This window comes from Glutamicibacter sp. 363 (assembly GCF_052379505.1).
In the GTDB taxonomy this organism is placed as follows: domain Bacteria; phylum Actinomycetota; class Actinomycetes; order Actinomycetales; family Micrococcaceae; genus Glutamicibacter.
The window spans coordinates 187,842-207,263 of record NZ_JBQSYR010000001.1; the positions used below are offsets into that span (position 1 = coordinate 187,842).

At 64.7% G+C, this 19,422-nt stretch carries 20 protein-coding genes, 6 tRNA genes and 1 riboswitch; of the genes, 17 read left to right on the plus strand and 9 right to left on the minus strand.

Annotated features, from left to right (window positions below):
• Positions 1 to 9: 9 nt before the first annotated feature.
• From ribD to ACT3UA_RS00940, 7 genes are all read right to left on the minus strand, one after another.
• Complete coding sequence (ribD, locus tag ACT3UA_RS00910) at positions 10 to 1,068, minus strand: bifunctional diaminohydroxyphosphoribosylaminopyrimidine deaminase/5-amino-6-(5-phosphoribosylamino)uracil reductase RibD (protein ID WP_444615329.1); 1,059 nt, start codon at positions 1,066 to 1,068, stop codon at positions 10 to 12.
• Entirely contained in the window at positions 1,065 to 1,775 is a 711-nt protein-coding gene (pnuC, locus tag ACT3UA_RS00915) for a nicotinamide riboside transporter PnuC (RefSeq protein WP_096285319.1), read from the minus strand. The genes ribD and pnuC overlap by 4 nt, the downstream gene beginning before the upstream one ends.
• Before the next feature lie 113 nt (positions 1,776 to 1,888).
• A riboswitch (FMN riboswitch) is annotated at positions 1,889 to 2,026 on the minus strand.
• A 32-nt stretch (positions 2,027 to 2,058) separates the two neighbouring features.
• Complete coding sequence (rpe, locus tag ACT3UA_RS00920; protein ID WP_096285267.1) at positions 2,059 to 2,721, minus strand: ribulose-phosphate 3-epimerase; 663 nt, start codon at positions 2,719 to 2,721, stop codon at positions 2,059 to 2,061.
• 41 nt (positions 2,722 to 2,762) lie between these two features.
• The gene (locus ACT3UA_RS00925) at positions 2,763 to 4,277 is read right to left on the minus strand and encodes an RsmB/NOP family class I SAM-dependent RNA methyltransferase (protein WP_444615331.1); all 1,515 of its coding nucleotides are present in this window, start codon (positions 4,275 to 4,277) and stop codon (positions 2,763 to 2,765) included.
• Positions 4,274 to 5,206 carry a methionyl-tRNA formyltransferase gene (fmt, locus tag ACT3UA_RS00930; protein ID WP_444615332.1) on the minus strand — a complete coding sequence of 311 codons (933 nt, stop codon included), beginning with the start codon at positions 5,204 to 5,206 and terminating at the stop codon, positions 4,274 to 4,276. Before fmt ends, ACT3UA_RS00925 begins: the two co-directional genes overlap by 4 nt.
• Before the next feature lie 3 nt (positions 5,207 to 5,209).
• Positions 5,210 to 5,773 carry a peptide deformylase gene (gene def / locus ACT3UA_RS00935; RefSeq protein ID WP_096285273.1) on the minus strand — a complete coding sequence of 188 codons (564 nt, stop codon included), beginning with the start codon at positions 5,771 to 5,773 and terminating at the stop codon, positions 5,210 to 5,212.
• A 90-nt stretch (positions 5,774 to 5,863) separates the two neighbouring features.
• Positions 5,864 to 6,709 carry a PD-(D/E)XK nuclease family protein gene (locus ACT3UA_RS00940; protein WP_141393510.1) on the minus strand — a complete coding sequence of 282 codons (846 nt, stop codon included), beginning with the start codon at positions 6,707 to 6,709 and terminating at the stop codon, positions 5,864 to 5,866.
• Between the two features lie 194 nt (positions 6,710 to 6,903).
• On the opposite strand from ACT3UA_RS00940, the gene ACT3UA_RS00945 reads away from it, so the two are divergent.
• The 8 genes from ACT3UA_RS00945 to ACT3UA_RS00980 all read left to right on the plus strand — a co-directional run bounded on the left by ACT3UA_RS00945 (position 6,904) and on the right by ACT3UA_RS00980 (position 9,252).
• Positions 6,904 to 6,976, plus strand: a tRNA-Gly gene (locus ACT3UA_RS00945).
• Positions 6,977 to 7,031: 55 nt separating this feature from the next.
• Positions 7,032 to 7,102 (plus strand) — tRNA-Cys (locus tag ACT3UA_RS00950).
• A 23-nt stretch (positions 7,103 to 7,125) separates the two neighbouring features.
• Positions 7,126 to 7,197, plus strand: a tRNA-Val gene (locus ACT3UA_RS00955).
• A gap of 34 nt (positions 7,198 to 7,231) precedes the next feature.
• Positions 7,232 to 7,304 (plus strand) — tRNA-Gly (locus ACT3UA_RS00960).
• A 54-nt stretch (positions 7,305 to 7,358) separates the two neighbouring features.
• Positions 7,359 to 7,430 (plus strand) — tRNA-Val (locus ACT3UA_RS00965).
• A gap of 28 nt (positions 7,431 to 7,458) precedes the next feature.
• Positions 7,459 to 7,534: transfer RNA gene (locus tag ACT3UA_RS00970), tRNA-Gly, on the plus strand.
• A 162-nt stretch (positions 7,535 to 7,696) separates the two neighbouring features.
• The gene (locus ACT3UA_RS00975) at positions 7,697 to 7,918 is read left to right on the plus strand and encodes an antitoxin (protein ID WP_096286341.1); all 222 of its coding nucleotides are present in this window, start codon (positions 7,697 to 7,699) and stop codon (positions 7,916 to 7,918) included.
• Positions 7,919 to 8,064: 146 nt separating this feature from the next.
• Positions 8,065 to 9,252: a benzoate/H(+) symporter BenE family transporter gene (locus ACT3UA_RS00980; RefSeq protein WP_096286343.1), complete on the plus strand. Its 1,188-nt coding sequence runs from the start codon at positions 8,065 to 8,067 to the stop codon at positions 9,250 to 9,252.
• Between the two features lie 22 nt (positions 9,253 to 9,274).
• On the opposite strand, the gene zapE is transcribed toward ACT3UA_RS00980, so the two are convergent.
• Positions 9,275 to 10,315 (minus strand): cell division protein ZapE, encoded by a 1,041-nt coding sequence (gene zapE / locus ACT3UA_RS00985; protein ID WP_096286345.1) that lies wholly within the window; start codon positions 10,313 to 10,315, stop codon positions 9,275 to 9,277.
• 215 nt (positions 10,316 to 10,530) lie between these two features.
• Between zapE and ACT3UA_RS00990 the strand changes: the two genes are divergently transcribed.
• From ACT3UA_RS00990 to ybaK, 3 genes are read left to right on the plus strand one after another with little or no spacing between them, the layout of a single operon-like run.
• The gene (locus tag ACT3UA_RS00990; RefSeq protein WP_096286347.1) at positions 10,531 to 11,445 is read left to right on the plus strand and encodes a sulfurtransferase; all 915 of its coding nucleotides are present in this window, start codon (positions 10,531 to 10,533) and stop codon (positions 11,443 to 11,445) included.
• Positions 11,442 to 11,876, plus strand: a complete 435-nt coding sequence (locus ACT3UA_RS00995; RefSeq protein WP_096286349.1) for a SufE family protein — start codon at positions 11,442 to 11,444, stop codon at positions 11,874 to 11,876. The genes ACT3UA_RS00990 and ACT3UA_RS00995 overlap by 4 nt, the downstream gene beginning before the upstream one ends.
• 36 nt (positions 11,877 to 11,912) lie before the next feature.
• The gene (gene ybaK, locus ACT3UA_RS01000) at positions 11,913 to 12,419 is read left to right on the plus strand and encodes a Cys-tRNA(Pro) deacylase (RefSeq protein WP_096286351.1); all 507 of its coding nucleotides are present in this window, start codon (positions 11,913 to 11,915) and stop codon (positions 12,417 to 12,419) included.
• Here ybaK and ACT3UA_RS01005 read toward each other — a convergent pair.
• Complete coding sequence (locus ACT3UA_RS01005; RefSeq protein ID WP_096286353.1) at positions 12,410 to 13,627, minus strand: alpha/beta hydrolase family protein; 1,218 nt, start codon at positions 13,625 to 13,627, stop codon at positions 12,410 to 12,412. The two genes, ybaK and ACT3UA_RS01005, sit on opposite strands and share 10 nt — an antisense overlap.
• Positions 13,628 to 13,689: 62 nt before the next feature.
• Here ACT3UA_RS01005 and msrB point away from each other — a divergent pair, with 62 nt between their 5' ends.
• The 6 genes from msrB to ACT3UA_RS01035 all read left to right on the plus strand — a co-directional run bounded on the left by msrB (position 13,690) and on the right by ACT3UA_RS01035 (position 19,410).
• Positions 13,690 to 14,097 carry a peptide-methionine (R)-S-oxide reductase MsrB gene (gene msrB / locus ACT3UA_RS01010; RefSeq protein WP_096286355.1) on the plus strand — a complete coding sequence of 136 codons (408 nt, stop codon included), beginning with the start codon at positions 13,690 to 13,692 and terminating at the stop codon, positions 14,095 to 14,097.
• Positions 14,098 to 14,244: 147 nt separating this feature from the next.
• Positions 14,245 to 15,618, plus strand: a complete 1,374-nt coding sequence (locus ACT3UA_RS01015) for a DUF6421 family protein (RefSeq protein WP_096286357.1) — start codon at positions 14,245 to 14,247, stop codon at positions 15,616 to 15,618.
• 10 nt (positions 15,619 to 15,628) lie between these two features.
• Entirely contained in the window at positions 15,629 to 16,318 is a 690-nt protein-coding gene (locus ACT3UA_RS01020; RefSeq protein WP_096286359.1) for an SDR family NAD(P)-dependent oxidoreductase, read from the plus strand.
• An 81-nt stretch (positions 16,319 to 16,399) separates the two neighbouring features.
• A complete protein-coding gene (locus ACT3UA_RS01025; protein WP_096286361.1) occupies positions 16,400 to 17,461 on the plus strand; it encodes a threonine aldolase family protein in 1,062 nt (353 codons plus the stop codon).
• 55 nt (positions 17,462 to 17,516) lie between these two features.
• The gene (locus ACT3UA_RS01030) at positions 17,517 to 18,158 is read left to right on the plus strand and encodes a DUF3000 domain-containing protein (RefSeq protein WP_096286363.1); all 642 of its coding nucleotides are present in this window, start codon (positions 17,517 to 17,519) and stop codon (positions 18,156 to 18,158) included.
• A gap of 34 nt (positions 18,159 to 18,192) precedes the next feature.
• Positions 18,193 to 19,410 (plus strand): ribonuclease D, encoded by a 1,218-nt coding sequence (locus ACT3UA_RS01035; protein WP_096286365.1) that lies wholly within the window; start codon positions 18,193 to 18,195, stop codon positions 19,408 to 19,410.
• Positions 19,411 to 19,422: the final 12 nt, after the last annotated feature.

Consider the following 19,422-nt stretch of genomic DNA (forward strand, 5'->3'; position numbering starts at 1 on the left):
TTGGGTCCTTTAAAGTGTGTGGGGTGTGCGCTCGGGCAGCGGTTCCAGATGCATCAGCACATCCGCGCCGAGGCGGGTGAGCGCGTCGGGCTGGTGGGCGTCGAGCCTGAACTGGCGGGCCTGGGACAGGGTGGTCACCGAATCGATATTCACCGAGGTGCCGCCGGCACCGATGATCACCGGTGCCTGGTAGCAGTAGATCTCATCGGCCAGGTCGGCCTCGATGAACGCCGAGGCGATGACCGCACCTCCCTCGATGAGCAGGTGGTTGAAGCCCAGTTCGGTGGCGCGGTGGATCAGGTCGTGGACCTCGTGGGTGCGCAGCTGCTCCCAGCGATCGTCGTAGGCCAAGGCCAGGTCCTCGGGCAATTCCCGGTTGCCCAGCACGAATCGGTAGGGCTGCTGCTCGTGCAGTCCCCCGGCGGCGGTGCGCGCGGTCAGCCGCGGGTCGTCGGCGATGACGGTGTTCGTGCCCACGACGATCGCGTCCACCCGGGAGCGCAGCCCATGCGAATGGTTGCGCGAGGCGTCGCCGGTGATCCACTGGCTGCTGCCGTCGGGGGCGTTGATCCGCCCGTCCAGGGACTGCGCGGTTTTCACGGTGATGAACGGGCGGCCCTGCGCCTTGGCGCGGAACCAGCGGTGATTCAATTCCCAGGCGGCCAGATGCTGCTCGCTTTGGCTGACGGCGACCCCGCGCGAGCGCAGGTAGTCCGCTCCCCCGCTGGCGGTGGCGGTTTCATCGCTCATCGCGTAGTGCACCTGTCCGATGCCGGCGTTGGCGATGGCCTGCGCGCAGGGGCCGGTGCGCCCGCGGTGGTTGCAGGGCTCCAGGGTGACCACCATGGTCAGCTCCGCCGCCTGGCTGCGGTCCATGCGGCCCAGCCTGCGCAGCGCATCGATCTCCGCGTGCGGGTTGCCGGCGCCCAGGTGGAAGCCGGTGGCGATCACGCGTCCGGCCCCGTCGAGCACGCACGCGCCGACCAGCGGATTCGCGCCGCGGGCTCCGCGTTGTGCTGCTTCCAGTGCGGTGCGCAGCGCCTGGTCCAGTTCTCCTTGGCCGATCATGGTTGCCTTCCTTTGATCGTAGGGTCCAGCATTTCGGTTTCGATCTGCGGTTTTTCATCCTTTTTCGCCCTCATCCAGACGAAGAAGCCGACGATGGTGAAACCGCCGTAGAACAGGTACATGAAGGCGCTGGCGTAGTAGCCGGCGGAGAAGAGCAGCGGTACGCCGACCGCGTCCACAGCCACCCAGATGAGCCAGAATTCGACCCAGCCCTTGGCCATGCCATAGGTGGCCAGCAGCGATCCGACGAAGGTCCATGCGTCGGCCCATACCGGATCGTAGGATCCGAGCATCCTGAACAGCGGGGTCACCGCGATGGTGCCGACGATGAGCACGGCGATCATGCCAATGCGTTCATTGCTGGTAGCCCATTTCGGGGTGACCGCGTGGCCGCCGTCCACCCCGTCGCGGGCCTGCTTCCAGCGCACCCAGCCGTAGAAGGAGACCGCGATGAACATGATCTGGCGGCCGGCTTGGCCCCACAGATTGGCGGTGTAGCCGGTGTCGAAGATGCTGCCCAAAAAGACCGTCAGGAGCAGCAGGTTGCCGATAATGCCGACTGGCCAGGCCCAGACCTTGCGGCGCATGCCGCCTAGCGCGCTGGCCAGGCCAAAGATATTGCCCACGACCTCGCGCACCAGAAGTGCCGAGGAGCCGATCGCAATTTGTGAATTAAAAGCTTCAATGAGCCACCGCAGAATATCCATCATTCACCCTTCTCGAAGCGGCGGCTCCGGGGGTGTGCAGTTGATGGGCCTATGGCTAGGCGTTCGTTCGGCTCGCTCGAGCGGAACGGTTGGCTAGGCCATGGCAAATCAAACCCGTGCTTCTCCCATCCAGACTTTAACTGTCGGTACCGGAATTTCACCGGCTCAACCGCTTCCTTGGCTTGTGGCCTTGGTTGCGGGTCGCGGACTATAACCGCCGGTTCGGACTTACACCGACCCCGGAGCACGTATTCGTGTTTACTAGTGACTAGTTTGGCATATTTTAATGGGCGATGCGTGCAAGATTTCTTAATGCGTCGATTTCTGCCGCCGGTTCCGGCGCGGAGTAGACGGCCGAACCGGCGACAAACACATCGGCCCCGGCTTCGGCGGCGCGCAGAATCGTCTCCCGCGAGATGCCCCCATCCACCTGGAGCGCGATCGGCTTGCCGGTTCCGGCGATGGCCGCACGGGTGCGCTTGATCTTGGGCAGCACCAGATCGAGGAACTTCTGCCCGCCGAAACCCGGCTCCACGGTCATCAGCAGCACCATGTCCAGCTCGCCGAGCATATCCAGGTACGGTTCGATGGGGGTGGCCGGGCGCAGGGCCATCGCCGCCTTCGAACCGGCGGCGCGCAGCTCGCGGGCCAAGCGGATCGGCGCCGCGGAGGCCTCCGCATGGAAGGTGACCGAGTCCACCCCCAGCTGGGCGTATTCCGGAGCCCAGCGGTCGGCGTCCTCGATCATCAGGTGCACGTCGATGGGCAGGTCGCTGACCTTTTCAAGCGCATCGACCACGGGCAGCCCGAGGGTCAGATTCGGCACGAAGTGATTGTCCATCACGTCCACGTGCACCGCATCGGCGGTGTGGATGCGCGCCAGTTCGCTGGCTAGGTTCGCGAAGTCAGCGGACAAGATCGACGGATTGATACGCGGGTTGCTCATCGGTGCTCCTTGGGATGGGACGCTGGATTTCGGTGCGCGGGCTACGCGCTTTTGGTGATGATCGCCATGAACATGGCGTCGGTGCCGTGGATATGCGGCCACAGCTGGGCGGTGCTGCCGCCGGCCAGCTCGTGCCCGGCGGCGGGAGTGCCGTCCAGGGCCACGGCGGACACCGCGGCTCCGGTGTCCAGCAGCGTGGCGGCGGGATTCGACTTGAGGAAATCTTCGACCACCAGCCGGGTTTCGGCCATATGCGGCGAGCAGGTCACAAATCCGATGACCCCGCCGACGCGGACCGCGTTGAAGGCGGCGGCAAGCAGTTCGCCTTGCAGGCTGGTCAGCTCCGGGATGTCCCGTGGCTGTTTGCGCCAACGCGATTCCGGGCGGCGGCGCAGCGCACCGAGCCCGGAGCAGGGGGCATCGACCATGATCCGGTCGTAGTCTCCGGCGAAGTCGGCGGTGCCGAACTCGCGGCCGTCCTTGGTGGTGACCATCCAGTAGTCCCCGGGAACCGCGGACATCGACTGCTCGACCAGCCGTGCACGGTGTTCGGTGGGTTCGTTCGCCGTCAGCCGCGCGTCGCGCTGCACCGCCAGCGCGCCGAGCAGCGCGGCCTTGCCGCCGGGGCCGGCGCACAGATCCAGCCAGTACTTGTCTTCGCCGGCCACCGGGAGCTCCACCGCGGCCAGTGCGCGGGCCACCAGCTGGCTTCCGGCGTCCTGCACGCGCACGGTTCCTTCGCGCACTCCGGGCACGCGGGCCACGTCCCCGTGCTTGTAGGTGGCCGAGTCCTCGACCACGGTGCCCGGCTCGGCGCCGGCTTCGAGGGCGGCCTCCAGGGTGCCCAGCCCGGGCAGCGCGACCAGGTTGACCACCGGAGCCAGGTTATCCGCCTGGAGCAGCTCGGGCAGCTCGGCGGCATCCCGGCCGTGGGCGATGAGCGCGCCGCGCAGGGCGCGGACGATCCAGTCCGGGTGGGAATGCTCGATCGACAGCTTTTCGGACTCGCTGCCCGCTGCGGCGGTCAGCAGCGCGATCCACTCTTCGGGTTCTTTCACGCTCACCTTGCGCAGCACCGCGTTGATCAGCCCGGAGGGCCCGGCGCCGATCTGTGCGCGGGCCAGCGACACGGTCTCATCGAGCGCAGCATGCTTGGGCACGCGCATGGCCAGCAGCTGGTGGGCGCCCAGGCGCAGGGCGTCGAGGATCGCCGGGTCCAGCTCGGCCAGCGGGCGGTCCACCAGGGTGGCGAGGATTGCGTCGTAGAAGCCCTGGGAGCGCAGCGCGCCGTAGGCCAATTCGGTGGCGAAACCCGCATCGCGCTTTTCCAGCTGGTGCTCGCGGATCATCTTGGGCAGGACCAGGTTGGCATAGGCGTCCTTGGCGGAGACCTCGCGCAATACCTTGAAGGCCACCAGCCGGGCCGGATCGGCCGCGCGCTTGCGCTGGCCGGGGGCGGACTGGCTGTACTGGCGCGGGCGGTCGCCCTGGCCGCGGTTGCGGGTGCGTCCGGCCTCGTTGCGTCGTGGTTCGTTTATTGGTTCGTGCCCGCTCATGCGAAGCTCACTTTCGTTCCCTGGGTCAATACGCCGCGAGCCCAGTCGGAGGCGTTCATCATTTTTTTGCCTGGAGGCTGGATAGTTGAAAGTTCCAGCGCCCAGGTGCTGGTGCCCACGTAGACCACCGGGTGCTTGCCCGGTTCGATGTGCACCTCGCCGGGTGCCAGCTCGGTCATCTCGCGCCGCTCCCGCAGCGGGCCGAATTTGTAGCGTGCCTGATCCGCGATGGCCCAGGCGCCCGGAAAGGGACTGGTGCCATGGGCGCGGCGCCGGATTTCGGTGGCCGTGCGGGTGAAGTCCAGCTGCGCGTCGACGTCGGTGATTTTCGGTGCGTAGGTGTGCGAGCCGCTTTGCGGTATCGCCAGTCCCTGGCCCGCGTCAAGGGCCTGCAGGGTCTGCACCAGCAAGGTGGAACCGGATTCGCTGAGCCGATCGAGCATGATCCCGGCGGTGTCCAGCTCGCCGATCCGCTCGGTGACCTGCCCGAAGACCGGTCCGGTATCCAGCCCGGTTTCCAGCTGGAAGGTCACCGCGCCGGTGATGTCATCGCCATGGATGATCGAGTGCTGCACCGGGGCGGCACCGCGCCAATCGGGCAGCAGCGAGAAGTGCAGATTGATCCAACCGTGTTTGGGCACGTTCAGCGCGGCGGCCGGAACCAGCCCGCCGAAGGCGACGATGGCTGCGGCGTCCAGGTTGAGCTCCGCCAGCTGCCCGGTGACCTCGGCGTCGATCTTATTCGATTTGATCGTGGGCAGGCCCAGCTGCTCGGCGCGGGCGGCGACCGGCGAGGCGGTGAGCACGCGTTTGCGCCCCAGCGGGGCGTCGGGGCGGGTCAGCACGGCGGCGATGTCGAAACCGGCCGCGTGCAGGTGGCCCAGCGAGGTGACGGCAACCTGCGGGGTGCCGGCGAAGAGGATGCGCATGGGTTAGTTCCCCATTCCGGCGCCGAAGCTGGATCCGAGGAATCCTGCGCGTTGCGCCACGGTGGCGGTGGCTGTCTGTTCGTAGTTGCCGGCGCGCAAGGTGCGCCAGGCGGCTTTCTTCTCTTCGGGGGCCAAGCGGTCCAGGAAGAGGATGCCGTCGAGGTGATCGGTCTCATGCTGTACGCAGCGCGCCAGCATCCCTTCGCCGGCGATGCGGACCGGTTTTCCGAACTTGTCCAAGCCGGTGGCAACCACCTGGCGGCGGCGCGGCACCGGAGCGGAAATACCCGGGATCGAGAGGCAGCCTTCGATTTCGTCGGGCTGGAAGTCCTCGCTCAGTTCGAGCACCGGATTGATGATATGTCCGCGCTGCTTGCCGATTTGGTAGGTGAACACGCGCAGCGAGACCCCGACCTGAGGCGCGGCTAGGCCTGCACCGTCAACGTTTTCCATGGTCTGATCCATGTCGTCGACCAGCTTTTGGATTTCCGGTCCAAACTCGGTCACCTCCTGCGCTGGTGTGCGTAGAACGGGATCGCCGATGATCCGAATTCCCAAAATCGCCATGGTACGTGTGGCTCCCTCTCGGTTGGTCAACTATCGTTCAGTCTCGGGCGGACCGACACTAACCACACCAGTCTACGGTGCGCCGGGCTTCTAGGCATGAGGTGGCGGGGTGATCTCGACCAGCGCGGCTCGTGCCTTGGAGATTTTGAACTGCGCCTCCCAATTGCGGCGCAGCGCATAGAACTTGGACCAATAATCGGGCAAGGCGGCCGGAGGCGCCATGAAAGTCCGGGTACCGCCCTGCCCGAGGGCCACCGCGAGAAGCATCGAATCGGTGCCGTAGGGCCAGGGCTCCCAGCTGCCCGCCTCGGCATCCACCACGTGCTCTTCGGCTTTGGCCGCGGCAGCAAGTTGCATGATGACTTTGTCGTCCGGGGTTTTCACCAACCCCTGGCGATCGGTGCCCTTCGTTTTGTAATCCAGCAGGCACACCTTGCCACCGATGCGGGCGACCAGGTCGATGGTTCCGGCATAACCTACGCTTTCGTTCCAGACGGTCACCTCGGTTGCCAGCGGTTCCACCTGGTATTGCTCCCACCATTTTTCGAAATGCGCCGCGAAGCCCAGCTCGTCGTTGGTCTCGAGGGCCGAGCGCGCAGCAGCTAGCTCATCGGACTTGCCCAGCGCGCGCAACGCAAAATGTTCGGCGTAGTTATGCACGCGGTCCCCACGGTCGGCGGCGGCATCGCGATAGCGTTCTGCGGCGGCCGCGGAGTCGCGCACCAGGGAACGCATCTTGCCCGGTTGCGACAACGCATCGGACAAACGCTGATCTTCGGAGAGGGACTTGGCGGCCATATATCCGGCCCAACCAGAAAGATCCATTTTGTCCATGCCGATCACCGTGGTGATCGACGGGACTGTGGCTTCTGCTCCCACCTGACGGCTGTACATTCGTCCTAGATCGGTTTGAATCGCAAGTTTTGGTGACGTCATGCACACGATCATGGCACGGGCGGCGGACGCTTTGCTCCTAGTCCGCACGAGAATAACTAATTTTCCGCGTAGTTCCGCGGGTTTCCGGGCTTGTGAACCAGATCTCACGCTCTCGATTTGGCAGCTTGCGGAAACTCGTATAGAGTTTTTACTCGTTGGAGCGAACGGAAACGGCGCGAAAACAAGCACTTTTTGCGGACATAGCTCAGCTGGTAGAGCGCAACCTTGCCAAGGTTGAGGTCGCGAGTTCGAACCTCGTTGTCCGCTCGCAGAAAGATTCATCGACTAAGTAAAATTAGTCAGCTCGGCTTCGGCCGAGTATGGTGGGGTGGCCGAGAGGCGAGGCAGCGGCCTGCAAAGCCGTTTACGCGGGTTCGAATCCCGTCCCCACCTCGCAAAGAGGTAAAAATCTTTTTGCGCGATTGGCGCAGCGGTAGCGCGCTTCCCTGACACGGAAGAGGTCACTGGTTCGATCCCAGTATCGCGCACGGAGTTCTGGTTTTCGGACCAAAACTCAAATATGCGGACATAGCTCAGCTGGTAGAGCGCAACCTTGCCAAGGTTGAGGTCGCGAGTTCGAACCTCGTTGTCCGCTCTGAGAAATCAGAGTTTCACTTTGTTTTCTGTCGAGATTCTTCGGAATCCTTCGGCGCGATTGGCGCAGCGGTAGCGCGCTTCCCTGACACGGAAGAGGTCACTGGTTCGATCCCAGTATCGCGCACTGAATATTGGTTTTTACCGGTATTCATGCGGTCATAGCTCAGCTGGTAGAGCGCAACCTTGCCAAGGTTGAGGTCGCGAGTTCGAACCTCGTTGACCGCTCCATAAAAAATGGGAATCACTCCAAGTGATTCCCATTTTTGTTTAACTTCCAGATGAACAACACGCCCGGGAATACCCCAACTCTTCCCTGAGCGGGAATTTCGTTTTAGTGTGGAGACCAGTTGTGGAGCTAAAGGGGTTCCCACCGTCGAATGGAGGTGCAGCATGGCAGGATTTGATGATCTGCGTGGCAAGGCAGAGGAATTCGCAAAGCAGAACCCGGATCAGGTTTCCGAAGGCATCGAAAAGGCCGGCGACTTTGTCGACGACAAGACCGGTGGCAAGTTCGCTGATCAGGTTGACGGGGTCCAGCAGGGCGCCGGAGACTTCCTAGGTGGACTCGGTGGCAACGCCGGGGAAAACGAAGGCGAGAACAACGAGGGCTAATCCCCTTGTGATTTTGCTTTGGCCTTGCCCGAGCATCCTTGAAAGGCACCGGCCGCTGGTCGGTGCCTTTCTGGTTTTAACGTCATCTGCGGGCCGTGACGTGCGGCGATTACCGCAGGGGCAGCCGCAGCCTGTAGAAAATGAGTATGACTCGAAGCACAGCGGCCCATGCCGACGGCATCACCCAGGCGATCATCGCCGGTTTGATCACCACCATGGTGGGATTTGTTGCGTCCTTCGCGGTGGTGCTGGCGGGGTTATTCCAGGTGGGCGCAACCGTTGGGCAGGCGGCCTCCGGTTTGCTGATCCTCTGCCTGTGCGTGGGCCTGAGCACCATCGTGCTGTCCTTGCGCCACCGCGTGCCGATCAGCATTGCGTGGTCCACCCCCGGTGCGGCGATGCTCGCGGCGCTGGCTCCCGGGGCCTTCGGCTTTGCCCAGGCGGTGGGCGCGTTCATCGTCGGCGGCGTGATGATCATGCTCTCCGGGCTGGTTCCGGTGCTGCATCGGCTGCTCACGCGCATTCCGGTGCCGATCGCGCAAGGCATGCTCGCCGGCGTGCTGATTCCGCTGTGCCTGACGCCTTTTACCGCCCTGGGCACGATTCCGGTCCCGGCGCTGGGAATCCTGCTGGTGTTTTTCCTCGGGCTGCGGCTGCTGCCCAAGTTCGCCGTCGCGCTGAGCATGCTGGCCGCGCTCGGCTTCGGGCTGTGGCATATCGCACGCACCGGCTTGTGGGGCCAGCTTGAGCTGCTGCCGCACCTGCAGTGGGTCTCCCCCGAATTCTCCTGGCAGGCGATCGCGAGCATCAGCGTGCCGCTGTTTATCGTGACCATGGCCTCGCAGAATATTCCGGGGGTCGCGGTGCTCGGGTCCTTCGGCTATGCCTTGCCCTGGCGCTCCTCGATGCTGGTCACCGGGGCAGGTTCCTCGCTCGGCGCCTTCTTTGGCGGGCATGCAATTAATCTGGCGGCGATTACCGCGGCGCTCGCGGCGGGCGAGCAGGCCGGAGCGGATGCCTCGCGGCGCTGGCGGGCGGCCACCAGTTCCGGGGTGTTCTATCTCATTTTCGCGGCGCTCAGCGCGCTGATCGTCTCCGTGGCCAGCGCCTCTCCGGAGGGGCTGTTCCAGGCGGCGGCGGGCTTGGCCCTGCTGGCCACGCTGGGCAATTCGCTCCTCGGGGCGGTGGCCGATCCGACCTGGCGGCTGAGCGCACTGGTCACCGTCCTGGTGGCCGCCGGCAATCTCACGCTCTTCGGCATCGGCGGCGCATTTTGGGCGCTGGTGGCCGGGCTGTTAACGCACTTCATCGTCGAGCGCGAGGCTCGACGATGAAGTTGCTGGCGCTGCGCTAGGCCTAGAGGGCCGGCTCGCCGGCCTGCCCCTCGCGGGCCAGGGCGGTCAGCCGGGAGACCGCGCGGTAGTACTTCTTCTGGTAGCCGCCGGACATCATTTCGTCGGTGAACAGCTCGCTGAACGGCTTGCCCGAGGCGATGATCGGCACGTCCTTGTCATACAGCCGGTCCGCGAGCACCACGAAGCGCAGCGCCACCGACTGATCGGTGATGGTGTCCACATTGTGCAGCACCAGCGCGTCGGTTTCCGCCAGCAGCTGGCGGTAGCGCGAGGGGTGGACCTTGTGCAGGTGGGCGACCAGCTCGGCGAAGTCATCAACCGCGAGGGTCTGATCCGCATAGCGTTCGGCCGCGAAGTCCTCGATGGTCTCGTCTTCCAACGGCGCCGGCGCATCGGGCAGGCCACGGTGGCGGAAATCCACCCCGTCCACGCGGTGCACGTCGAACTGCTCGGAGAGGGTCTTTATTTCGCGCTGGAAGTCGACCGCGGCGAAGCGGCCCTCGCCGAGGGCCCCGGGCAGGGTGTTGGAGGTGGCGGCGAGCTTCACTCCGGCATCGGAGAGCTCGCGCATCAGCCGGGACATCAGCACGGTGTCCCCCGGATCGTCGAGCTCGAATTCATCGATGCACACCAGCTTGTACTCGCTGAGCACGTCGACGGTGCGGCGGAAGGAAAGCGCGCCGACCAGATTGGTGTATTCCACGAAGGTGCCGAAGGCCTTCGGGCCGGGGCTGGCATGCCAGAGCGAGGCGAGCAGGTGGGTTTTGCCCACTCCGAAGCCGCCGTCGAGGTAGTAGCCGTTCTTGGTGGCCGTTTTCTTGCCGAAGAGCTTGGAGAACAGGCCGCCGCCGTTGTTCTTGCCCACGGTTTGGGCGAAGTTGCTCAACTTGGTGACCGCTTCGGCCTGCGAGGGCTGGTTCGGGTCCGGGCGGTAGGTATCGAAGGACACCTCGCCGAAACGGTAGGACGGGTGGAAGCCGGCCAGCAGTTCATCGACCGAAAGGTTCGGTGTGGTCTGTGTCAGGTGGATGATCTTGGCCATGCGTTCGAAGGTGTCCTTTAGGTTGGCGTGCGGGTGATCATGCGGGGCCGCTGCCTTGGCCCATCGGCCAGTTTACCTTGGCGGGGGCGCGAAAATGGAGAAGAATGTCGCACCCCACACGAATGCGCAGCCACGGGGACTAGGCTAGAAGGTGAGAATGCGGCCGCCGCTTCGCGCGTCGGCCGGAAACCGAACTATGAGGAACGTGATCGCGCATGTCGCTGCCTGTTGAGCACAACCCAAGTTACGCACAGTATGCCCACCCCGAACGGCTGGTCTCCACCGGTTGGCTGGCCGAGAATCTGGGGGCCGAGAACCTGGTGGTGCTCGAATCCAACGAAGACATCTTGCTGTATTCCACCGGCCATATCCCCGGCGCCCTGAAGATCGATTGGTTCACCGAGCTGAACGATGAGGTCACCCGCGACTACGTCGAAGGCGAGGACTTTGCCGCGCTGATGTCGGCGAAGGGCATTGGCCGCGAGACCACGGTGGTGCTCTACGGCGACAAGTCCAACTGGTGGGCTGCCTACGCCTTGTGGGTCTTCACCCTCTTCGGCCACGAAGACGTGCGCCTGCTCGATGGCGGCCGCGATAAGTGGATCGCCGAGGGCCGGGAGCTTTCCACCGGCAAGCCCGCGGTGGTGGCCACCGACTACCCGGTGGTCGAACGCGACGATTCGGTGATTCGCGCCTACCTGCCGCAGGTCCTGGAGCACCTGGGCAACCCGCTGATCGACGTGCGCTCCCCGGAGGAATACACCGGCGAACGCACCCACATGCCCAACTACCCCGAAGAGGGCGCAATGCGTGGCGGGCATATCCCGACCGCCGCCTCGGTGCCTTGGGGCAGGGCCGCGGCGGCCGATGGCACCTTCAAGCCGCGCGCGGAGCTGGAAGCCATCTATCTGGACGAGGCCGGCTTGAAGCCGGGCGATGAGGTGGTTGCGTACTGCCGCATCGGTGAGCGTTCGAGCCACACCTGGTTCGTGCTCAAGCACCTGCTGGGCTTTGAGACCGTGCGCAACTATGACGGTTCGTGGACCGAGTGGGGCAACGCGGTGGGCGTGCCGATCGTTCGCGGCGAAGCTGGTGGCGCACTACCTGCCAAGCGCGGGGCCCGCGCATGAGCGCGCTGACTCCGGCGCTGGCCGAGATCGTCGAGGAGTTCACCGAGGTCCCGGAGGCCGATCGGCTGGAACTGCTGCTGGACTTCTCCCGCGAGCTGCCCGAGCTGCCAACGCGTCTGGCCGAGCACCCGGAACTGTTCGAGCAGGTGGTGGAGTGCCAGTCGCCGCTGTTCCTGATCGTCGAGGTGGACGCCGACCGGGTGGTGAACCTGTTCTTCTCCGCGCCGCCGGAGGCGCCGACCACCCGCGGGTTCGCCTCGGTGCTGGCTGCCGGCCTGGATGGCTGCCCGGCCGCCGAGATCCTGGCGGTTCCCGAGGATATGCCGGCGCTGCTGGGCCTGTCCCGGGCGTTGTCGCCGTTGCGGATGCGTGGGATGACCGCGATGCTCGCCCGGATCAAGCGCCAGGTCTCCGAGCAGCTGGCCGCGTAGCCGCGCGGGGCTCGGCGCGCAGCGAAAGACAGGAAAATGGCGAAGAAATCGAAGGGGGCCTCCACCCCGGCAACGCTCGCGCTGGACGCGGCGGGCATCAGCTATGTGGCGCACAGCTACAGCCCGGGCGATTCGGCCGAGGGCTATGGCGCGCAGGCCGCCGCGGCGCTGGGCGTCGGCGGGGATCGGGTGTTCAAAACGCTGATGGTCTCCACCGGCGCGAATGCCAGCTTGGAGTTGGCGGTGGCGATCGTGCCGGTGGATGCGGCCTTGGATCTGAAGGCGGTCGGCGCGGCGCTGGGCAAGAAGAAGGCGCAGATGGCCGATAAGGCGGCCGCGCAGCGCCGTTCGGGCTATGTGCTGGGCGGGATTTCCCCCTTCGGCCAGCGGCAGAGCTCGCCGACCGTGCTCGACGCCGGTGCGCAGCGGTTCGAGAGCATCTTCATTTCCGGCGGGCGGCGCGGCTTCAGCCTGCAGCTGCGCCCGCAGGATGCGGTGAAGGCCCTCGGCGCGCTGCTGGCGCCGATCTCCACTCAGCGCTGAGCGGCCAGGCGTTCGGTGAGGAATTCGCGGATCGCGGCGGCAAATCCCTGTGGGTCGCTATTGGGCTCGCGGGTATGCCCGGCCCCGGAGAAGACCCGCAGGGTGACCAGGTCCGGGCGCAGCGCAGCCAGTTTCAGGCTAGGTCCGTAGGGGACGAATTGGTCGTCCTGGCTGTGCATGATCAGCGTCGGGTGCTTCAGTTCGCTGGCCCGCTCCACCCAATTCAGCCGCTTGAGGTTCACCGGCGCCGCGAGCCCGGTGACCCAGCGCCCGGCCCGGTTGGTCAGCAGCCAGCCGGCAAAGAGCCCCACCGTCTGCGGGATCTTATTGAGCCGCGCCTGGTGGGAGATCACGTCCACCCAGTTGATCACCGGGCCGACGAGCATCAGCGAATCGATGCACTGGGCCAGCTCGGAGCGGTCCGCGGTTTGCAGGCTGATCGCCCCGCCCATGGACCAGCCGAGCAAGACGATCTGCGTGGCCCCGTGCTCGCGGGCGTAATGCACGGCGGTTTGCACGTCGTGCCATTCGGTATCCCCCAGCCCATAGCGGCCATCGGCCGCATTCGGGGCGAGCCCGTCGTTGCGGTAGCTCATCAGCAGGACCGTGGCGCCGATCTCGGTGAGCACCGGCAGCGCGCGGATGGTTTCGTTGCGCCGTGCCCCGCGCCCGTGCACCCCGATCACCCAGAGGTTCTTGTGGCTGGTGCCCGGCACCAGCCAGGCCGGTCCCGGGCCGCCTTCCAGCGCCAGTTCGATATCCTGCGCGGCGATGCCGAGGTCTTCGGGGTGTTCGTAGATCGCCCCGGAGAGGTAGCCGCGGCGCACCCCGTCCAGGCTCCCGCGGTAGATATGCTCCAGCTTGCGGGCGATCAGCCGCGGTTTGCCGGGCACCGCGCGGGGTGCCGAGAGCCGGGCGGCACAGGTATCGGCCTCGGAGATCAGCGTGCACCCGCCGGGATCGGCGGTGTCCGCATCTTTGAGGAAGTGCAGCCAAAGCTGGCCTTCCGCGTCGGTCACGATCTCGCGGATCACCGCGTTGCCGGTGCGGCGTTCTTCGGGAGTGACCACGCGCCGGGCAAAATACCCGGCCAGCGCGGAAACGCTCGCGGCCAGCAGCGAGCCGGCGGCAACGCCTAGGCCCACGCCGATCAGCGTCGCGGGCACCGTTTTGCGCGGTTCTAAGGTTTCAACAATGTTCCGGGCCATGATTCCATACTCTCAAATGCGGTCTCGGGAATCATCTCGCGACGCAATTCGTTTGCATCAGTATGAGCGAAGAATCGAAGAAGACCGAAATCGACTGGCAGCAGATCCTCTCCCCGCAGGAGTTCCATGTCTTGCGCCAGGCCGGAACCGAACGACCCTTTACGGGTGAATACTGGGATACCACGACCGAGGGCGTGTATGCCTGCCGCGCCTGCGGGGCGGAGCTGTTCGCCAGCAGCACGAAGTTCGATGCCAGCTGCGGGTGGCCCTCATTTTATGCGCCGCTGGCCGAGGATCGGGTGCGCTACATAACCGACGAGTCGATGGGCATGAAACGCGTTGAGGTGCGTTGCGCGAATTGCGATTCGCATATGGGCCACGTGTTCGAGGGGGAAGGTTTTAAGACGCCAACGGACCTGCGCTTCTGCATGAATTCGTTGAGCCTGACCCTGCGGGAAACGGAGGGCTAAAAGCTCTGACTGTCGTGGGTCGCACCTCACACTAAGCATTAGGAATGCTTAGTCATGATTGGCCGAGCAACACTAATTCTGTTCTTTGGGCGTAGCGTGATAGCTAAGCAACGCAAACGACCAAAGAACTTGAAGAGGTGCCCCACGATGACCCAGATCTCCCACAGCCCACAGGCAACCGCACAGATGCTGACCACCCATGAGGCATGGCTGGCGCTGAAGGCGTCAGCCAGTGAATTCCAGACGCTGCAGTCCAAGGACGGCTCCCTCGCCGAGGCCGCGATGCAGCCACGCGCGGGCGAACTGATCGGCACCATCGTCGAGGCCATCGATGACCTGCTGCCGCATTTCGCCCATGACGCGAACTACCTGCAGGCGCTGGTCGCAGATCTGAAAAAGTGGGAGGCCAGCGGCTTCGGCGCGCCGGACTTCTTGGATGCGCTGCTCGAATTCCAGCCGCAGACCCAGCGTGAAGACGGGCTCCTGCACCTGGTGCTCTTCCCGATGTACACGCAGAACGGTTCGACCAACCGGCACCTCGAAGCCGTGCTGGTGCAGGTCATGTGGCCTGACTTCATCGCGCAGCTGGAGGAGGGCAGCTACTCCAACGCGCTGTTCGTGCCGCTGCGCTTCATCGATTTCACCGCCGGCTACGATACCAATTCCGCGGTGCTCTTCCCCGAATCGGTCGCCATCCGCGAAACCCCCTCCTTCACCTGGGGCGCCATCTTCCAGGACCGCGAGGCGGCCCGCTTCCGCAAGGTGCTCAAGGAAGCCGCGGCGATCACCAACCTGCAGCTGCCCGCCGATGCGGCGCAGCTGCTCACCGACCAGCAGCTGACCGAAGAAACCTTCATCATGTGGGACCTGATCCACGATCGCACGCACATGCGCGGGGACCTGCCCTTCGACCCGTTCATGATCAAGCAGCGCATGCCGTTCTTCCTCTACTCGCTCGAAGAGCTGCGCTGCGACCTGACGGCTTTCCGCGAATCCATGAAGATCGCCGCGGACCCGGCTAGCGATCCGAAGGCAGCACAGACCGCGAAGCTGGTGCAGTACGCGGTCATCTTCGACCGGATCTTCCGCTTCGCGATTACCGGCTCGCGGGTGCGCAACTACGACGGGCTGGGCGGGCAGCTGCTCTTCGCCTGGATGCACCAGCACCACGTCCTGCACTGGACCGACACCAAGCTGAGCATCGACTGGGATCAGGTGCCCGAGGTGGTTGCGGCCTTGGGGGATGCGATCGACGATCTGTACTGGAAGTCCATTGACCGCCCGAAGCTCGCCCATTGGCTGGCGGCCTATGAGCTGGTCTCCGCCACCGTCACCCCGAACCCGGCCTCGGCGTGGGCCAAGGGCCCCGAAGCCTTGCCGCTGAACGCGCCACTGCGCGAAATCACCGATCAGGTGCTGGACGATGAGTTCCCCCTGTCGATGTTCTACGAGGCGTTGAACAAAAAAATGGCGGCGGTGATCGAGTCCACCCGCGGCATGACCGGCGCCACCAGCATCTAGGATCGATACCGTGAGCAAAGTACAGAAAAATCAGCTGGTTCTGATCGCCGGGGCCACCTCGGCCGCCGGGGTCGCAACGGCCCGCCAACTCCTCAACGCCGGGGCGCGAGTGCTGGTGGTCGGCAGCAACGCCGCACGCCTGGACGAACGCCTTGGATTCGCCACCGCACGCTACGAATGCGACCTGGCCGACCGCCAAGCGGTCAACGACTTGGCCGAGCAGGTCCATGCACAGCACGGCCAGATCGATGTGCTGCTGCATCTGGTCGGCGGCTGGCGCGGCGGCAAGTCGATCACCGGGCAGACAGACTCCGACTGGGACTTCTTGCACACCAACGTGTTGACCACGCTGCGCAACACCACCCGCGCCTTCGTTGATGACCTGGTGGCTTCGGAGGCCGGACGGCTGGCCATCATCAGCGCCCAGGCGGTGACGAATCCGACCCCGTCGAACGCGAACTACGGTGCGGTGAAGGCCGCCGCCGAGCACTGGATCAATGCGATCGCCCGGCTATTCAGCAAGCAGGCCCCGCAGGCAGCCGCCGTGAGTTGGGTTGTCAAGGCACTGAGCGACAAGTCTGTCGGTGAGATTCCGACAGGGCATACCGCCGTCGACACCGTCGCCCAGGCAGCGGTGCAGCTTCTGGACGCCGCGGCGCTCGGGCACAACGGACAGCGACTACCGCTGGCCCAGGCCTAAACGCGATTTGGCGCAGCTGGTGTAGCGTTTTCCACTGGGCACATCACCTCCTCAGTACCATTACGAAGGACCAAAAATCTCATGACTTTTAGCCACGACCCTGCGGTGCGCGGATTCGCCTCCGACAACTACTCCGGGGTGCACCCACGCATCCTCCAGGCAATTACCCGCGCCAATGGCGGGCACCAGAGCGCCTACGGAGATGACGAATACACCGCCGCGCTGGACGCGATGGCGGGAGAACTGTTCGGTGCGCAGGCTGCGATCTTCCCGGTCTTCAACGGCACCGGCGCAAATGTCACCGCCCTGCAGTCCCTGCTGCCCCGCTGGGGTGCGGTGATCTGCGCGAGCACCGCGCATATCAATGTTGATGAGAACGGCGCGCCGGAACGCATCGGCGGTTTTAAGCTGTTGCAGGTCGACTCCGCCGATGGCAAGCTCACCGCCGAACTGATCGATCAGGAGGCCTGGGGTTGGGGCGATGAGCACCGGGCACAGCCGCTGGCGGTATCGATCACCCAGGGCACCGAATTAGGCACGATCTACACCCCGGATGAAATTCGAGCCATCACCGAGCACGCCCACAAACTGGGCATGAAAGTCCACCTGGATGGTTCACGCCTAGGCAACGCGGCTGCCGCGCTCGGTGTCGAGTTGCGGGAGCTGACCACCGACGTCGGGGTCGACATCGTCTCGCTCGGCGGCACCAAGAACGGGTTGCTGCTTGGCGAAGGGATCTTGACCCTTGATCCCGCGTTGGCCCAAGATCTGAAGTACCTGCGCAAGATGAACATGCAGCTTGGCAGCAAGATGCGTTTCATCTCAGCGCAATTGCTCGAACTCTACGGGACCGGGCTGTGGCGCGAATTGGCCGGGCATTCAAATGCGATGGCTGCAAAGCTGGCTTCCGCCGTCGAAGAGATCGACGGCGTAGAACTGGTTTACCCGCCCCAGGCCAACGGAGTTTTCGCGCAGTTGCCCACCGAGGTTTCCGATCAGCTGCGTGAGCACTTCCGCTTCTACGATTGGGACCGCTCAGCAGGCCATGTGCGTTGGATGTGCTCCTTCGACACCACCGAGGAAGATGTCAGCGCATTCACCGCAAAACTTCGCGAGTTGCTGGCTGCCTACCGCGCCGCTTGAGCCGCCTCGGCGCGCCGTACCGCCACCGCGGTGCGGCGCGTTTTAGACTCGACCTGTGACCAACGATCGTGCAACTGCAGCTATCCCACCGGCGTTTTCCAAGGCCCTGGGCGAACTTTCGCATGCCGCCGTTCGCAAGGAATTGAAGATCACCGAAATCCCCGCACCAGCACGGCTGGCACCGTTCGCCTTGGCGCTCAGCGGTGATGTGCTCGAAGGCTCTGGGCCCGGCCACGGAGAACACGGCCAGGAGTACACGCGCACCCCATTTTTGCAGCCCGAAGCCCCGCTGGCGACCGGACGCTTCGTGTTGCTCTTCGACCCTGCGGGCCAGGAATTATGGGGCGGCCAGTTCCGCGTCGTGAGCTACATCCGGGCACGCCTGGATCACGAAATGGGCCAGGACTCGATGCTGGCCTCGGTTGCCTGGAGCTGGCTTGAAGATGCCTTGCGTGAACGCCAGGCATCCCACCATTCGGCCGGTGGCACCGCCACGCGGGTCATCTCAGAATCCTTTGGCAATTTGGAAGGCGAGCAAGACCATATCGACATCGAACTGCGCGCTTCTTGGACCCCGCAACAGAGCGAGGAGCTCGGGGCGCACCTGAGCGCTTGGGCCGATATGGTGTGCACTTTTGCCGGCATGCCGCCGCTTCCCGAGGGCGTGCAGCAGCTGCCGCACCGTCGCCTAAGCTAAAATTACGCGCCATCGGTCCTAGAATAGAAGGACCATGACTACTTCAGAGCCAGCCGCAGACCAGCCAACCCTGACCCCACTGACCGCCCCGAGAGACGGCATTCCGGAAGTCATCAACACCGCGGCGGCGCTGAATCGAGCGGTGCGCGCACTGCGCGCCGGCACCGGGGACCTGGCAGTCGATACCGAACGCTCCAGCGGATTCCGCTATGGACGACGCGCCTTCCTCATCCAGATCCGCCGCGAAGGCGCAAGCACCTGGCTGATCGACCCGGAGAGCCTCGACTCGCTGGACCCGCTGCTGGAACTCATGAACGAACTGCCGTGGATCCTGCACGCGGCCACCCAAGATCTGCCCTGCCTGCACGACGCGGGCCTCTACCCCACCGGTCTGTTCGACACCGAACTGGCCGGACGCTTAGCCGGCTTCCCCCGCGTGGCCCTGGGTACCATGGTCGGCGAACTGCTTGGACTGCAGCTGGCCAAGGAGCACTCGGCGGTGGACTGGTCCACCCGGCCGCTGCCGGAGTCTTGGCTGAATTACGCGGCGCTGGACGTCGAGGTGCTCTTCGAACTGCGCGAAAAGATTTCCGAGCTGCTTGAGGAGCAGGGCAAGCTGGAATTCGCCGCCCAGGAATTCGAGTACGTCCGCCAGCTGCCGGACCCGGTGGCCCCACCGGAAGCTTGGCGCAAGCTCTCCGGAATCCATAAGATCAAAAACCGGCGCAATCTCGCGGTGGCTCGTGAGCTGTGGCAGTCCCGCGAGACCCTGGCCCAATCCCGTGATGTGGCTCCGGGCCGCTTGCTGCCAGACTCTGCGATTATGGCAGCCGTCGACCACCGGCCGAACAGCGTCCCCGCATTGCTGCAGATTTCCGGCTTCCACGGACGCAGCGCCAAGCGCGACGCCCCGCGCTGGCTGGATGCGATGCAGCGTGGGCGAAATTCCACGGACCTCCCAGACCTGCGGTCCGGCGGTTCGGAACTGCCGAATGCGCGCCTGTGGGGCGAGAAGAACCCGCAGGCCGCGATCCGGCTGACGGCTGCTCGAGAAGTGCTTTCGGAAGTCAGCGAAGAATGGAACATTCCGGGAGAAAATCTTCTGACCCCGAAGTTCTTGCGTGCGCTGTGCTGGAATCCCCCGGCCATATACAGCGCCGGATCGATCGATGCCGCGTTGGAAGAACTCGGTGCGCGCCCCTGGCAACGCGATCTGCTCAGCGCAAAACTCGCCCAGGCGCTGCGCGGCTAGCGCAAAATAGCA